Raw genomic sequence first — 14,398 nt, forward strand, 5'->3', positions numbered from 1 at the left:
GCCCACAGTTGACCTCAACCGGGGTTGAGGTCACCGGCTGGTGCCCATGACCACCGCCACCGCCGCGCCGGGCACCTCCGCAGTCGACCTGTGGTCACCGGGCCTGCGGGCCGCGCGTGGGCTGCCGACGGTGATCGGCCTGCCTGGCCTGGCCTCGGCGGCCTTCGTCGGCGCGGAGGTGGTGATCCCGCTGATGCTCTCCCGGGAGCGTGGCTTCTCGCCCACCGGTGCCGGCCTGGTGCTGACCGTCGGGGCGCTCTCCTGGTCGGCGCGGGCTCGTGGATCCAGGGTCGGATCGCCGCGCCCCGCTCCACCGCCAGCCTGCCCGGGCCGGGCTGGCCTGCATCGCGGTGGGCACGGCGGGTGTCGCGTCGGCGCTGCTGCCGGGTGTGCCGGTGGCGCCGGCGATGCTGGCCAGCGGCTCGGCACCCGGCCCGGCGAGCTATGCGGGCACGCTCGCCGTCGCGGCCGGGTGCGGCCTGCTCGGCCTGCTGCTCGCCGGTCGCGTGGCACCCCGACCGGGCGGTTGAGCGGCCGGCGTCGACGGGGCGGCCCAGGCGTGCCGCCGCCGCGGGCACAGCGGCAGGAAGGCCGGCATCAGCGTCGTAAGGTGACCTTGACGCAGCGTGACGGCTCAGGAAAAGGCATCACTTTTTTGCGGTATACCTCTCGGTCATAATTATTCCCGAGAGGTATACCGCAAAAAAGTAGGCGCTCGTCCTGAGCGCCGGCAGCGGTCCGGCTCTCCCTGCGCCTGCCGCCGGCCGCCTGCCCGTCGCCTGCCGCCCGCGTCGACTGCCGCCCGCGCCTCCCGCCCGCCGCCTGCGCGTCCACGCCCGCCGCGCGGTAGTCGGCGAACGCCTCCGCCGGGTGCTCCGACCGCCGCCGACGGGCCCGTTCCCGGCGGCGGTCGGTCACGATCCCTGCCGGTGTTCCGTCTCCTGTCGGGCCGGACTCGACCGGTGAGGACCCGGATACCGGCCAACATGGAAATGTCGCGCGACGACGGGCGGAGGATGTGGCGATGCGGGTACTGGTGACCGGGGCGACCGGACGGCTCGGGCGGGTGGCGGTGCCACGGCTGCGGGACGAGGGGTTCACGGTTCGGGCGGTGAGCCGCCGGCCCGGTGCCGGCGACGGCGTCGAGTGGCTGGCCGTCGACCTGGCCACCGCCGCCGGCCTGGCGGACGCGGTCGCCGGGGTGGATGCGGTGTTGCACCTGGCCTCGTCACCGAACCGGCGAACCCACGAGATCGACGTGCTCGGCACCCGCCGGCTGGTCGTGGCCGCCGGGCACGCCGGGGTGCGGCACCTGGTCTACGTCTCGATCGTTGGCGTCGACCGGGTTCCGCTCGCCTACTACCGGCACAAACTGGCGGCCGAGCAGGTAGTGGCCGCCGGGGCGGTGCCGTGGAGCGTGTTGCGGGCGACCCAGTTCCCCGGGTTCCTGGCGGAGCTGCTCGCCGGCGCGAGCCGGTTGGGGCCGGTGCTCGGGGACCCGGCCGTGCTGGCCCAACCGGTCGACCCCGGCGAGGTGGCCGACCGGCTCGCGGCGCTGTTGCGCGCCGGACCGTCACACCGGGTGGAGGACTTCGGTGGCCCCGAGGTGCTCCGGTTCGACGAGGCCGCTCGGGCCTGGCTCGCGGCCCGCCGGTCGCGCCGGCCGCTGCTGCCGGTGCGCATCCCGGGGCGGCTCGGCCGGGAGTTGCGCGCCGGAGCACTCACCACGGCCGCGACGCCCACCGGTGCCCGCACCTGGGCCGACCACCTCGCCGACACGTACGGGGGAACGGGCCGAAGATGAGGTCCGGTCGTTTTCTGGCCGACCTAGGGTGACCCCATGCTGGTCTTGGTCGCCACCGTGGTGCTCTACGTCTTCGGCTTCGTCTTCCTCTACGGCGTGATCCGGGTCGGCGTCCGGCACGGGATCTAGGACGCCGAGGCGAACCGTCCCGAGGCGCCGCAACGGCGCCAGCTCACCGAGGTGTAAGGCGGGGCCCCCTGTTAACGCCTCCGGTAGAGGAAGGGGCCCCGCTTGACCGCGTGGCGAGCGGATCAGCCGCACGGGTGCGAGGATCGCATCCGTGATGGGAACGTTGAAGACCGAGCCGGCCCAGGTCCGGCTGGACCTGCTGGCGCCGCCGGTCGCCGCGGCGGTGGAGCGCTGGCCGGACGAGGCCCCGGTCGACGTCGACGAGGTGCTGGTCGCGCCGATCGACGCCGAGTTGGCCGACACCGCGGCCTTCTGCGCGGCCTACCAGGTGGACTTGGCGGAGTCGGCGAACTGCGTGGTGGTCGCCGGCAAACGCGGTGGCGAGACCCGCTACGCCGCCTGCATCGTGCTCGCCACCACCAGGGCCGACGTGAACGGCGCGGTCCGCAAGTTGCTGGACGTGCGCAAGGCGAGCTTTGCGCCGATGGCCGAGGCGGTGGAGCTGACCGGCATGGAATACGGCGGGATCACCCCGATCGGGCTGCCCGAGGAGTGGCCGATCCTGGTCGATGCGCGGGTGATCGCCACCCCGCGCGTGATCATCGGGTCGGGCGTGCGGCACAGCAAGATCGCCCTACCGGGGCCTGCGCTCGGCGCGTTGCCGGGAGCGCGGGTGGTGGAGGAGTTGGCCCGGCCGGCCTGACCGCTCACCCGCATCGATCTTGTTCCACGTGAAACATCACGCGGATGCCTCCCGCTGGGTCACCTCGCGCAGCGCCGCGAGCAGCGTCTCCGGCTCCTGGGCGCCGGTGACCGCGTACTTCCCGGCCAGCACGAAGGTCGGCACGCTGGAGACGCCGAGCTGGTGCGCGGCGCTCAGCTCGGCGGCCACCTCGCGGCGGCCGAGGTTCGACTCCAGATATCCGCGCGCCTCGTTCTCGTTCAGCCCGACCTCGGCGGCGAGCGCGACCAGCGCGTCGATCGACCCGACGTCCAGCCCGTCGGAGAAGTGCGCCCGGTAGAGCCGCTCGACCATCTCGGCGGCACGGCCCCGCTCGGCGGCGAACCGCACCAGCCGGTGCGCGTCGAACGTGTTCGCCGCCACCGCCCGGTCGAACCGCAGGTCGAGACCCGCGCCCGCGGCGATCCCGGAGACGTGGGCGGCCATCTGGTCGGCCTTGCCCCGGCCGCCGAACTTCTCGCCCAGCGCGTCGAGCAGTGGCCTCGGCTCGGTCACCGGCGTCGGGTCGAGCTGGAACGGCCGGTAGCGGACGGTCACCGCGCCGTCGTACGACTCGATGGCCTGCTCCAAGCGGCGCTTGCCGATCCAGCACCAGGGGCAGGCGACGTCGGCGTAGATCTCGATCTCCATGACCAGCGACAACCCGCAGGTCAGGCGATCTGTTCCCGGACCTGACGCTTGAGGCGGCCCAGGATGGCCGTGCCGCCGCGTACCCGAAGCGGACTGATCGCCTGGGCCAGGCCCATCCGCTGGTAGAGGTCGTCCGGCACGGCCAGCACCTCCTCGGCGCTCGCCCCGGCCAGCCCTTCGGCGAGGATGCCGGCGAACGCCCGGGTGGTCGGCGCCTCCGGCGGGCAGTCGAAGACCGTGCTCACCGTCTTGTCCGCGTTTACCTCGGCGCGCAGGAAGAACGCGGTCTGGCACTCCGGGACCTGCTCCAACTCCTCCCGGTCGACTCCCTCGGGCAAAGGTGGGATCACGTCGGCGAACTCCAGCAGCATCTCCAGCACGACGTCGCGCGGGGCGGCGGCGAACTCATCGACGATCTCGGCCAGCTTGGTCGGCATCTCGGGCATGGGTCGAGGTTATCCGCCCCCTTCCCACCACCCGCTGCGGTGGTGAGAAGGGGCCCCTTCTCTACCGGAGGCGTTAAGAAGGGGCCCCTCCTTTCACGAGTTGGGGGCGGCTTCGCTGATGTCGCTGAGGGCCGACCGAGGGTCGAGCTGCATGGCCAGGTCGCCCAGGGAGATGATGCCGACCAGCTTGCGTTCGCTGTCGCAGACCAGCACCCGCCGGATGTTGCGCTCGCGCATCAACGCGGCTGCCTCGCTCGCCGTGCAGTGCTGCTCGATCATGACCACTTCCCGGGTGATGATCGACCCGATCGTGGTGGTGCCCGGGTCGGCGCCCTCGGCCACCGCCCGCACCACGATGTCCCGGTCGGTCAGCACTCCGGCGAGCGTGGCGCCGTCGGTCACCACCACGTCGCCGATGTCCGACTCCTTCATCACCCGGGCCGCCTCGTCCAACGGGGTTTCCGCGGGGAGGTAGACAACCTGTCTGGTCATCACGTCATTGACCCGGTGCATGAGAGCCTCCGATTACGCCTCGATCGATCCACCTGCGATACCCGGTTGCGCAGTCGCTACACCCCGTTGCGGCGCGTCGCACCCACCTCGTCGAGCAGGCGTGCCACCGCGTCCTCCACGGACAGTTCGGTCCGTTCGCCGCCGGCCCGGTCGCGCAGTTCGACGTACCCGTCGGCGAGCCGGCGGCCGACCACGACGGCGCGCGGGATGCCGACCAGCTCGAGGTCGGTGAACTTCACCCCGGCGGAGACGTGGGCGCGGTCGTCGACCAGCACCCGCAGGCCGGCGGCGGCGAGGCGCCCGCCGAGCGCCAGCGCCGCGTCGAGCTGCGGCCCCTTCCCGGCCGACACCAGGTGTACGTCGCAGGGCGCGACCTCGGCCGGCCAGACCAGCCCGCGGTCGTCGTGGTGCTGCTCGGCCACGGCGGCGACCGCCCGGGACACGCCGATGCCGTAGCAGCCCATGGTCGGCCGGACCGGCTTGCCGTCGGGGCCGAGCACGTCGACCGCGAACGCGTCGGTGTAGCGCCGGCCGAGTTGGAAGATGTGCCCCACCTCGATGCCGCGCCGCAGGGTCAACTCGCCGGCCCCGCAGGCCGGGCAGGGGTCACCGGGGCGCACCTCGGCGGCCTCGATGGTGCCGTCGGGCACGAAGTCGCGCCCGCACACCACGTCGGTCGCGTGCCGCCCCGGCTCGTTGGCCCCGGTCAGCCAGGTGGTGCCGGTGACGACCCGGGGGTCGACGAGGTAACGGATGCCGTGCTTGGCCAGGATCTGCGGCCCGAGGTAGCCGCGGACCAGCTCCGGGTGTGCGGCCCAGTCGTCGAAGGCCGCCACGGTGGCCGGGTGCAGCGTCGCCTCGACCCGCTTCAGGTCGACTTCACGGTCCCCGGGCAGGCCGACGACCATCAGTTCGGCCTCCTCCGCGCCCGGCCGGCGGACGGTCAGGACCACGTTCTTCAACGTGTCGGCGGCGGTCCATCCGGTGCGGCCGGCGAGCGCACGATCGTTCGCCAGCTCGACCAGGGACGCGATGGTGGGCGTCTCGGGCGTGTCGTGCACCTCGATCGGCGGGTGCGCGTCCGGGTCGCCGGCCGCCGGCGCTCGGGTCACCACCGCCTCGGTGTTGGCCGCGTAGTCGCAGGCGGTGCAGCCGACGTAGGTGTCCTCACCAACCGGCGTGGCGGCCAGGAACTCCTCGGACGCCGAGCCGCCCATCGCCCCGGACGTCGCACGCACCACAGTGAAGTCCAGCCCGAGTCGGGTGAAGATGCGCTGGTAGGCCTCGCGGTGCCGGTCGTAGGCGGCCTGGAGGCCGGCGGCGTCCAGGCCGAACGAGTAGGCGTCCTTCATCAGGAACTCGCGTCCGCGCAGCAGGCCGGCCCGGGGACGGGCCTCGTCGCGGAACTTCGTCTGGATCTGGAACAGCGTCACCGGGAAGTCCCGGTAGGAGGTGAAGAGGTCCTTCACCAGCAGCGCGGCCAACTCCTCGTGGGTCGGCGCGAGCAGGTGCTCGGCGCCCTTGCGGTCGGCCAACGTGAAGATGTCGTCGCCGTACTCGGTCCACCGCCCGCTGGTCCGGTAGGGCTCGGCCGGCAGCAGCGCCGGGAAGTGCACCTCCTGGTCGCCGATCGCGGTCATCTCGTCCCGGACGATCGCGGTGATCCGGTCCAGCACCAGCTTGCCCAGCGGCAGCCAGGTGTAGCCGCCCGGCGCGGCGCGGCGGACGTAGCCGGCGCGCAGCAGCAGCCGGTGGCTCGGCACCTCCGCGTCGGCCGGGTCCTCGCGCAGGGTCCGGAGCAGCAGGGTGGACACGCGAAGCAGCATGGCCGCAGCCTACGGTGACGACCGGCGCGCGGGCGATCCGTTTCGGCCTTCGCGGGGTATGACTGTCGCATGGTGCAGCGTCCCCGATTCTCGTTGACGTCCACGGTGCTCGACGCGCCGTCAGCGCAGGAACTCGCCGTCTTCTACGAGCGGCTGCTCGACTGGCCGCGCCACGAGGACGAGCCGGACTGGGTGGTGCTGGCCGCCCCGGGCGGCGGTGCCACGCTGGCGTTCCAGGACGAGCCGGCTTACGTGCGTCCGGTGTGGCCGGCCGGCCCGGGTGACCCACCGATGATGCTCCACCTCGACATCAAGGTCGACGACCTCGACGCGGCTTCGGCGTACGCGGTGTCGCTCGGGGCCACGGTGGCCGACTACCAGTCCCAGGACGACGTGCGGGTGCACCTCGACCCGGTCGGCCACCCGTTCTGCCTCTATCTCTGAGCGGCCACCGGCCGGCTAGTCTGCCCGGGTGACCGCCACCCCGTCGGCTCGCGCCACGAGCCAGTACGCGACGACGACCGGCAACCTCACCGCCCGGATGGCGTTGCACGCCTACGGCACCAATCCGCAGGGCTGGTTCGCCTGGCTCGGCGAGCGGCTGCCGCTGGCCGGCGACGTGCTGGAGGCGGGCGCCGGCACCGGTGAGCTGTGGCGTCAGGTGGGCCGTCCGGCGTCCGGGCTCCGGCTCACCCTTACCGATTTCTCACCGGCCATGTGCGACCGGCTGCGCGCGGTGCCCGGTGCCCGGGTGCAGCGCTGCGACGCCGCCCACCTGCCGTACGCCGACGCCGCCTTCGACGCGGTGATCGCCAACCACATGCTCTACCACCTGGACGACCCCGACGCGGCACTGGCGGAGTTCGCCCGGGTGCTGCGTCCCGGCGGGCGGTTGGCAGTGGCGGTGAACGGCCGCGACCATCTCGCCGAGCTGGACACGCTCGGCCCGGTCATCGACCGATTCGACCTGGCCGTCGGGTCCCACCGGAACGACGTCACCGCCGAGACGACGCCGGCCCGGGTCACGGCCCACTTCACCAGCGTGGCGGTCGAGCGCTATCCCGACGAGCTGGCGGTGCCCGCCGTGGAGCCGGTCCTCGCCTACCTCGCCAGCATGGTCGGGCCGCTCAGCGCCGCGCAGGAGTCGGCGGCCCGGGCCGTGGTCCAGGCCCGCATCGAGGCGGAAGGCGCCTTCCGGGTACGCAAGCACACGGTGCTGATCAGCGCCGTGCGCGACTCCCACTGACCCGGACGAAGGCGCGCCAGGCGTCGGGGGCGAAGGTGAGGACCGGTCCGGCCGGGTCCTTGCTGTCGCGCACCCCCACCACGCCGTCCAGGTTGTCCGCCACCTCGACGCACTCGCTCTGACCGCTACGGGTCGACTTGCGCCAGATCGCGCCGATCAGTGCCATGACTCGACCACTTCCTTCATCAGCTCGATCGACTGGCGGCGAGACAACGCCTCACTCCGGACGCTCTCCCATCTGGACAGCAGGATAGCCACGCCTTCATCGTTGTCGATCACCGTTCCGCCGAGCTGATTCTCCAGGTAGCCGAGCCAACCCCCGTCGCCGCCGCGGGCGAGTGTGAACGGACCGGTCAGTCCGATGTGCAGGCTGACGTCGGCCGGAATCACATGAACGGCGACATGGGGCATCCCGTTCGCTTCGATCAGGTGCGCGACCTGTTGGGTCATCAAGCCGCGGAAGGATTCGTCCGCCCGCCGCAGCACTGCTTCCTCGATCACCGCGACGAACTTGGGTGGATCGGGGCGGGCGAGCACTGACTGCCGGTCGAGCCGGACCGCAAGGCGTCGATCACCTTCTTCGGCGGCGAGCATGTCATCGGTGTCGATCATCGCGCGGGCGTAGTTCTCGGTCTGCAAGAGGCCGGGGATCAGGCTCGGCTGGTAGCAGCGCAACTGCTGGGCCTGGCGTTCGGCTTCCAGCCAGGGGCGGAACCAGCTCGGTTGGCCGTCCCGCTCGGCGAGCTTGAGCAGCGACGTCAGCAACCCGCCGGTGCCCAGCACCTCGTCGGCCCGCCGCAGGAAGAACCGGTCCAACGGCCGCTGGCCCAACTCGACCGCCGACACCTGCGAGTTGGAGAAGTGCACCAGCTTCCCGAACTCTTCCTGGCTCAGCTCGGCCTTGAGTCGCAACCGCCGCAGTTGGGCGCGGATCAGCTCGGCTGTCGGTTCGTTCTCCACCCGGTCTCCTCGATCGCCCGTCGGCTTCTCGACCCCTTCCCGGGCCGACGTCGACGACTTCCGAGCGTAGTGGCCTTCTCAGCAGACTGTCACGCATGAACCTTCCCGTACCCCGGCTCGGGCCGCACCCGGACCGGCCGCGCCCCTACCCGCCCGACCAGCCGGCGCACCTGCCGATCCGACCACTGTGGCTCTGCCGCGCCTGCGGCGCACCGTGGCCCTGCGCCCACGCCCGGCTGCTGCTCACCGCCGAGTACGCCGACCACCCGGTCGACCTGGCCGTCTACCTCTCCGGGCTCTACCACGAGGCCACCCACGACCTGTTCCGCCTCAACCCGCACGATGGACCGACCCCACGTGACCTGTTCGACCGGTTCGTCGGTTGGGGCCCGTACCGGCGGGGTGTCGCGGGGGCGGTCTGATCGGGCCACGGGCGGTGGGCTCCGTCGATAGGATGCACCGGGATGGCAGCGCGTAGACAAGCCGGGTCCGGCGACTTCGACCTGACCGTGGACGAGCTGCGCGTGGTGGCGCGTTACGCGGTCCAGCACGCGGAGGACGTCCTGCCGGTCTTCGAACAGGCCGTACCCGGCGATCCGCGCCCCCGCGCGGCGATCGAGGCGGCCCTGGTGTTCGTCGACGGCGCGGACCGGACGAAACGGCAACGGATCGCGGCCGTGGACGCGCACCGCGCCGCCCAGGCCGCGCCCTCCGAGGCCGCGCGCCTGGCCGCCCGATCCGCCGGTGACGCCGCCGCGGCGGCGTACCTGCATCCCCTCGCCCGGGCCAGCCAGGTCGGCCACATCCTGCGGGCCGCCGCGAGCGCGGCGCGGATCGGGGAGTTGGCGGCCGGCGGTGACCCGGCGGTCGGTGCCGCCCTGCTGGACCGCTCGCGACGCCGGGCCACCCCGGCGCTCGTCGACGTGCTCCGCCGTTATCCGCCGGCGCCCGACGGGCGCAGCCGGGTCGCCCGGCTGATGAGCGCCCTCGACGGTGCCCTGCGGCGGACGCCCGCCGCTGACGAGACGGAGGGCGACTCGTGATCCTGCCGAAGGTCAGGGATCCCCGCCTCACCACGATCCGTCGTGGCGGCACGCTCACCGACGACGACCACCACCTGCTCGCGCTCTGGGCCGCCGACTGCGCGGAGCACGTCCTCGGCCTGTTCGAGGCGGTCCGGCCCGACGACCCCCGACCTCGGGCGGCGATCGAGCACATCCGGGCCGGGGTGCGCGGCGAGGTCCCGATGATGGTGTCCCGCGCGGCCGGCGGTCACGCCATGGGCGCGGCCCGGGACCTGCGTGGGGCGGCCCGCCATGCCGCGTACGCCGCCGGGCAGGCCGGAGCCGTCGCCCACGTCGCCGCGCACGAACTCGGCGCCGCCGCGTACGCGATCAAGGCGGTCCGGGCGGCGGCGCCGGACGGTCTCGTCGACGAGGCGGGGCGGGCCGAGTGCCGGTGGCAGCGCGACCAGCTCCCGGCGGCGATCCGCGAGCTGGTCCTCGACGACCAGCGGTTGCGCAACGACATCTGTTGGTCGGTGTTCGACTGCTGAGCCGAGAAAGCCGACGCCCGGCGGCCGTCCGGCGCGTCAACCCGACCGGTGACGCACACTCGACGCCCGTGCGCCTGGTAGCCGACTGTGATCAAGGCGTGACCGGAGGCACACTCCTCCCCGACACGTCCCTGTCGAATGGAGGACCACATGCGTCTCCGGACACTCGCCACCGCCGCGCTGGCCGCCGTCCTGGCCGTCGGCGCGCTCGCCCCGCCGGGACCGGCCGCCGCCGCCACCGCCGACCGCTGGGGATTCGCGTACGTCAAGGACCCCACCGTGGCGGCCTGGACCGTGCTGGACACCAGCCGCCAGTGGGGTAGCTGGAAGACCGCGTTCCCGGCCGCCTGGGCCGACGGCGTCAAGCTCGCGCCCGGCCGGTTCCTGGTCCGCTTCCCGCAGGTGGGCGCCGGGGCGCGGGGCGTGCCGCACGTGACCCCGGTGAACCGGACCGGGCACTACTGCGAGGTGGTCCGCTGGTTCCAGTCCGGCAGCGACGAGATCGTCGACGTGCAGTGCCACCGGCCCGGCGGCACCCGCGAGGACACCCCGTTCACCGTGCTCTGGACGACCAGCTCCGGCGTGCTGCCGGCCGGCAGCACGCACGCGTACGTGCAGTGGGGCGGCGGCGGGGTGGTCCAGTCGTACAACTCGACGGGCGTGGTGAACGCGGCCGGGCCGGTGGGCGTCGGGCAGTACGCGGTGCGGCTGCCCGGGGTCGGGTTGGCCGGCGTGCTCGCCGGTGACGTGCAGGTCACCGCCGTGCAACCCAACGCCGGACCCCGCCGGTGCAAGATCTACTCCTGGGGTGCGGTCGGCAGCGACGTGCAGATCTACGTCTTCTGCTACGACCAGGCCGGTGCGTTCGTCGCCACCGACTTCACCGTCTCGTACCACCGCCGCCGGCCGGTGATCGGGTCCCTCGGCCCGCCGTCGTACTTCGGTTACCTGGGCACCGCCGTCGGCGGACCGACGAACGACAACTCGGTGCTCGGCGTCGGCGCGAACACCGTGGCGGCGCTGGCGCCCGCCGGCCGCTACCTGGCGACCTTCCCGCAGGTCGGACTCAAGGAGACACACGCCCAGGTGGTGGCGCAGGGCAGCGGCAGCAACTACTGCCACCTCACCCAACCGTGGACGTACGCCACCGACGCCGGTGTCGACGTGATCTGCTTCGACAACGCCGGCACGGTCACGCCGCACCGCTTCCTGGCCACCTTCACCTCCCGGCTCTGACCCCCGCGCCCGGTCCCGCCCGAGGATCCGATCAGGTGATCGGGTCCGGGCGGGGCCCGGCCGGTGGTCCGCTCGGCAGGTCGTGGGAAATCGGACGCCGAGACGTCCACCACGTCCGGCCGGGGAGGGCAGGCGGGACCGGCCCGGGCGGTGACAGACTGGGCGACGCATTTCCGCAGGGACGTCGGAGGGAGGCGCCGTGCGCTGGCGCAGCTTCGTGGCGGTGGGCGACAGCTTCACCGAGGGCATGGACGACGCGTATCCGGACGGCAGCTACCGGGGGTGGGCCGATCTGGTCGCCACCCGGCTCGCGGCCGAGGCGGGTCCCGACTTCGGCTACGCCAACCTGGCCATCCGGGGCCGGCTGTTCCCGAACGTCGTGGCCGAGCAGGTGCCGTCCGCGCTGGCCATGAAGCCCGACCTGATCACGTTCGCGGCGGGCGGCAACGACGTGCTGCGCCGCACCTTCGACCCGGACGCCTTCGTCCCGCGCTTCGACAAGGTGGTCGAGCGGCTGCGGGCCGGCGGCAGCGACGTGGTGCTGTTCCGGTTCGCCGACGTGATGGCCCGGCTGCCCGGGCAGCGGCTGGTGGCTCCCCGGGTGACGCTGCTCAACCGGGTGGTCGGCGAGGTCGCGGAGCGGCACGGGGCGATCCTGGTCGACCTCTACTCCGACCAGGCATACCTCAACCCGATGCTGTGGAGCACCGACCGGCTGCACCTGTCGGCGGCCGGGCACCGGCGGGTCGCCGCGCAGGTGCTCGCCGCGCTCGGCATCGGCTGCGAGGAGGAGTGGCTGATGGTGCCGCCGCACCCGGCGCCCACCCCGTGGCTGGCCGCCCGCGCCGCCGACCTGCGCTGGGCCGGTCAACACCTGGCCCCGTGGATCAAGCGCCGGTTGACCGGCCGATCCTCCGGCGACTTCGTCACCGCCAAGCGGCCGGTCCTCGGGCCGGTCGACGGCTGACCGGTGCGCACCGTCCACGCCGCCGACCTGCTGCGGCTCACCCTCGACGGTGAGCCCCACGCCGGGCTGGCGGTCCTGGTCGGCGGCGACCGGGTCGAGGCGGTCGCGCCACTGGCGGAGCTGACCGCCGCGTACCCCCGGGTGCGGGTGCGCCGGTGGGCCGGCACGCTCGGGCCGGCGCCGGTGCACGACGGCCCGCTGCCCCCGGCGCCGACCCCGCGCGAGCGGGTGCACGCGCTGATCCGGCTCGGCGCCGCCGCCGTGCTCGACGCGCACGTCACCGACCCGGCGTTGCGGGCCGCCGTCGCGCGCAACGAGGTGGCGGTCCTGCCCGCCGCCCGACCGGCGGCGCTGGTCGTCGGCGGCCGGGCCGACCTCGCGGTGTTCGACCCGGACGGCTCCTGCCGGGCGACAGTGGTCGCCGGCCGGTTGGTGCACCGCCGCGCCTGACACCGGTCGGTGCGCCGGTCAGGAGAGCTGGAGCCAGCTCCGGTCCACCCCCCGCCCGACGCCGAGGAACCACGTGCGGCCGTGCTGGGCCACGACGGTGCCGTCCGGCAGCACGCTCACCGAGGCGCGCGGCTCCGAGGTCCGCAACGGCCCGCGCAGCTCGGGCACCTCGACGTAGCCGCCGCCGGTCACGAAGCCCAACCCGCCGTACGCGCTGGTGACCACCAGCAGGCCGGCGCCGGGAGCGGCGATCCCGTCGGTGTCGTCCGGCAGGGCCGGCGCGGGTTGCCAGCGGGTGCCGGCCAGCCGCCACACCCCGCTCGGCTGCGTGGTCCGGACCAGCCAGACGTCACGCCCGTCCGGTGCGAGCAGGAGTTGCCGGGCACCGGCGACCGACGGCAGCTCCCGCCAGGTGGTGCCCTGATCGGTGCTGGTCACCACGGTCAGCCGATCACCGTCCAGGACGGTCAGCCAGAGTTGGCCGTCGGCGCCCTCGACCAGCACATTCTCGGTGTCCGACCGCAGCGTGACCGGCGGCTGGTGGAAGTGCAGGCCGCTGCCCACCCGCAGCACGCGTTGCCGGTCGCACGTCGCCAGTCCGCCGTTCGGGGGGCAACCGAGATAGAGCCCGCTGGGGGTGGCGAAGACGCGCCGGACCGCCACCGGTGGCGCCTTGTACGGGTGACTGGTGAAGCTGTTCCCGCCGTCCGCCGTGACGAGGTAGCCCGCGCGCGTCATCACGACCAGCGTGTCCGTGTCCACGGGCAGGAGCTGCACCCCGCCGTCCGGCACCGCCGGCAGCCCGGCTCGCTGCCAGGTCACGCCCCCGTCGACGGTCCGGGCGACGGTGCGCCGGCACCCGCTCCAGGACTCGCCCGCGTCGACGCAGGTGTCGAAGAGCGCCCAGCCGGCGCGGGCCGAGACGAAGCGCAGGTCTGCCAGCTCTCCGGACACCCCGGGCAGGGTGACCGCGCGGACCGTGAGCCGGCCGGTCGGACTCGGCGAGACCGACGGCGTCGGCCGCGGTTCCGGCCGGTCGGCGCGGTGGGCGACCGCGAGCGCCGAGGCCGGCCCGGCCAGCGCCACCGCGAGCAGGCCGGCCAGCAGGCCGCGCCGCCGTCGACGGTCCCGGATCCGGCGTTGCGCGTCGGCCACCCCCGGCGGCCGGAAGGTGGTCGCCGCCGCCGTCTCGAATTCGACGAACAGGTCCTCCACGTCAGGCACGGCGCAGCTCCGATCCGGTCTCGGTGAGGTGGCCGGCGAGCGCGGCCCGCCCCCGGGACAGCCGGGAGCGCACGGTGCCCTCCGGCGCGCCGACCTGCGCGGCGATCTCGGCGACGCTCAGGTGGGCCAGGTGGTGCAGCACGATCGCCCGGCGCTGGTCGGCGGGCAGGGTCGCCAACGCCGCCAGCAACGCCACCCGGTCCGGTTCCGGGCCGGGCACGTGCTCCTCCCGCTGCCGGGCCAGGTGCCGCAGGGCGGTGCGCATCCGGCGCAGCCGGCTGGTGGCCAGGTTCCAGGCCACCCGGCGGACGAACGCGGACGGGTCGTCGTACGCGGCGATGCGCGGCCAGCGTTCCAGCGCCCGGCAGAACGCCTCCTGGGTCAGGTCCTGCGCCTCGCCGTGGTCGCCCAGGTAGGCGTAGAGCTGCACCGCGATCCGGTGGAAGTGCGCCCGGTAGAACTCGGTGAAGTCCACTGGTGCGGTCCCGTCCCGGGCTGGCCGGGCCTGTTGCCGTGGGGTCATCGCGGTCCTCTGCGGTCGGCGGTGTTCGCAACTGTCACGTGTGACCAGCCGGATCCGCTGCATCCGGTCTTCCCGTCCGCCCGATCAACCGTACGGTCCGGCCTGCCTGGCTGTTCCGTCCGGTGTGGCCGCTCCCCGCGAATCGGG

Annotated in this window: 20 protein-coding genes; 11 read left to right on the forward strand and 9 right to left on the reverse strand. The window is 73.5% G+C overall.

Annotation, left to right across the window (positions count from 1 at the left end):
• Positions 1-30: 30 nt before the first annotated feature.
• Entirely contained in the window at positions 31-225 is a 195-nt protein-coding gene (locus AB0H28_RS18045; RefSeq protein ID WP_358040934.1) for a hypothetical protein, read from the reverse strand.
• Positions 226-350: 125 nt separating this feature from the next.
• On the opposite strand from AB0H28_RS18045, the gene AB0H28_RS18050 reads away from it, so the two are divergent.
• The 3 genes from AB0H28_RS18050 (at position 351) to AB0H28_RS18060 (ending at position 2,636) form a co-directional block, all read left to right on the forward strand.
• Complete coding sequence (locus AB0H28_RS18050; RefSeq protein ID WP_358040936.1) at positions 351-530, forward strand: hypothetical protein; 180 nt, start codon at positions 351-353, stop codon at positions 528-530.
• 494 nt (positions 531-1,024) lie between these two features.
• Positions 1,025-1,804, forward strand: a complete 780-nt coding sequence (locus AB0H28_RS18055) for an NAD(P)H-binding protein (RefSeq protein WP_358040939.1) — start codon at positions 1,025-1,027, stop codon at positions 1,802-1,804.
• A 283-nt stretch (positions 1,805-2,087) separates the two neighbouring features.
• A complete protein-coding gene (locus AB0H28_RS18060) occupies positions 2,088-2,636 on the forward strand; it encodes a YbaK/EbsC family protein (protein ID WP_358040942.1) in 549 nt (182 codons plus the stop codon).
• Between the two features lie 36 nt (positions 2,637-2,672).
• Here AB0H28_RS18060 and AB0H28_RS18065 read toward each other — a convergent pair whose 3' ends face one another.
• The 4 genes from AB0H28_RS18065 to AB0H28_RS18080 all read right to left on the reverse strand — a co-directional run bounded on the left by AB0H28_RS18065 (position 2,673) and on the right by AB0H28_RS18080 (position 6,090).
• Positions 2,673-3,305 (reverse strand): DsbA family oxidoreductase, encoded by a 633-nt coding sequence (locus AB0H28_RS18065; protein WP_358040945.1) that lies wholly within the window; start codon positions 3,303-3,305, stop codon positions 2,673-2,675.
• 20 nt (positions 3,306-3,325) lie between these two features.
• A complete protein-coding gene (locus AB0H28_RS18070) occupies positions 3,326-3,751 on the reverse strand; it encodes a SufE family protein (RefSeq protein WP_269694491.1) in 426 nt (141 codons plus the stop codon).
• Positions 3,752-3,844: 93 nt separating this feature from the next.
• On the reverse strand, positions 3,845-4,264 hold the full coding sequence (locus tag AB0H28_RS18075) for a CBS domain-containing protein (RefSeq protein ID WP_358040948.1): 420 nt from the start codon (positions 4,262-4,264) through the stop codon (positions 3,845-3,847).
• A 56-nt stretch (positions 4,265-4,320) separates the two neighbouring features.
• A complete protein-coding gene (locus tag AB0H28_RS18080) occupies positions 4,321-6,090 on the reverse strand; it encodes a proline--tRNA ligase (protein WP_358040951.1) in 1,770 nt (589 codons plus the stop codon).
• Positions 6,091-6,159: 69 nt separating this feature from the next.
• Between AB0H28_RS18080 and AB0H28_RS18085 the strand changes: the two genes are divergently transcribed.
• Positions 6,160-6,534 (forward strand): VOC family protein, encoded by a 375-nt coding sequence (locus AB0H28_RS18085; protein ID WP_358040953.1) that lies wholly within the window; start codon positions 6,160-6,162, stop codon positions 6,532-6,534.
• A gap of 28 nt (positions 6,535-6,562) precedes the next feature.
• Positions 6,563-7,336 carry a class I SAM-dependent methyltransferase gene (locus AB0H28_RS18090; RefSeq protein WP_358040956.1) on the forward strand — a complete coding sequence of 258 codons (774 nt, stop codon included), beginning with the start codon at positions 6,563-6,565 and terminating at the stop codon, positions 7,334-7,336.
• Here the strand turns inward: AB0H28_RS18090 and AB0H28_RS18095 are convergent.
• Positions 7,311-7,502: a DUF397 domain-containing protein gene (locus AB0H28_RS18095; RefSeq protein WP_358040960.1), complete on the reverse strand. Its 192-nt coding sequence runs from the start codon at positions 7,500-7,502 to the stop codon at positions 7,311-7,313. The two genes, AB0H28_RS18090 and AB0H28_RS18095, sit on opposite strands and share 26 nt — an antisense overlap.
• Positions 7,493-8,296, reverse strand: a complete 804-nt coding sequence (locus AB0H28_RS18100; RefSeq protein WP_358040962.1) for a helix-turn-helix transcriptional regulator — start codon at positions 8,294-8,296, stop codon at positions 7,493-7,495. Before AB0H28_RS18100 ends, AB0H28_RS18095 begins: the two co-directional genes overlap by 10 nt.
• 86 nt (positions 8,297-8,382) lie before the next feature.
• On the opposite strand from AB0H28_RS18100, the gene AB0H28_RS18105 reads away from it, so the two are divergent.
• The 6 genes from AB0H28_RS18105 (at position 8,383) to AB0H28_RS18130 (ending at position 12,504) form a co-directional block, all read left to right on the forward strand.
• Complete coding sequence (locus tag AB0H28_RS18105) at positions 8,383-8,718, forward strand: hypothetical protein (RefSeq protein WP_358041421.1); 336 nt, start codon at positions 8,383-8,385, stop codon at positions 8,716-8,718.
• Positions 8,719-8,760: 42 nt separating this feature from the next.
• Complete coding sequence (locus tag AB0H28_RS18110; protein WP_358040965.1) at positions 8,761-9,339, forward strand: putative immunity protein; 579 nt, start codon at positions 8,761-8,763, stop codon at positions 9,337-9,339.
• Positions 9,336-9,851: a putative immunity protein gene (locus AB0H28_RS18115; RefSeq protein WP_358040968.1), complete on the forward strand. Its 516-nt coding sequence runs from the start codon at positions 9,336-9,338 to the stop codon at positions 9,849-9,851. Before AB0H28_RS18110 ends, AB0H28_RS18115 begins: the two co-directional genes overlap by 4 nt.
• Positions 9,852-10,001: 150 nt before the next feature.
• Positions 10,002-11,087, forward strand: a complete 1,086-nt coding sequence (locus tag AB0H28_RS18120) for a hypothetical protein (protein WP_358040971.1) — start codon at positions 10,002-10,004, stop codon at positions 11,085-11,087.
• A 199-nt stretch (positions 11,088-11,286) separates the two neighbouring features.
• Positions 11,287-12,054 carry an SGNH/GDSL hydrolase family protein gene (locus tag AB0H28_RS18125; RefSeq protein WP_358040973.1) on the forward strand — a complete coding sequence of 256 codons (768 nt, stop codon included), beginning with the start codon at positions 11,287-11,289 and terminating at the stop codon, positions 12,052-12,054.
• A 3-nt stretch (positions 12,055-12,057) separates the two neighbouring features.
• Positions 12,058-12,504: a hypothetical protein gene (locus AB0H28_RS18130; RefSeq protein ID WP_358040976.1), complete on the forward strand. Its 447-nt coding sequence runs from the start codon at positions 12,058-12,060 to the stop codon at positions 12,502-12,504.
• A gap of 18 nt (positions 12,505-12,522) precedes the next feature.
• Here AB0H28_RS18130 and AB0H28_RS18135 read toward each other — a convergent pair whose 3' ends face one another.
• Positions 12,523-13,728: a hypothetical protein gene (locus tag AB0H28_RS18135; RefSeq protein WP_358040979.1), complete on the reverse strand. Its 1,206-nt coding sequence runs from the start codon at positions 13,726-13,728 to the stop codon at positions 12,523-12,525.
• Positions 13,721-14,251: a SigE family RNA polymerase sigma factor gene (locus tag AB0H28_RS18140; RefSeq protein WP_358040982.1), complete on the reverse strand. Its 531-nt coding sequence runs from the start codon at positions 14,249-14,251 to the stop codon at positions 13,721-13,723. The genes AB0H28_RS18135 and AB0H28_RS18140 overlap by 8 nt, the downstream gene beginning before the upstream one ends.
• Positions 14,252-14,398: the final 147 nt, after the last annotated feature.

Source organism: Micromonospora sp. NPDC050980, from assembly GCF_040653835.1.
Lineage (GTDB): Bacteria > Actinomycetota > Actinomycetes > Mycobacteriales > Micromonosporaceae > Micromonospora.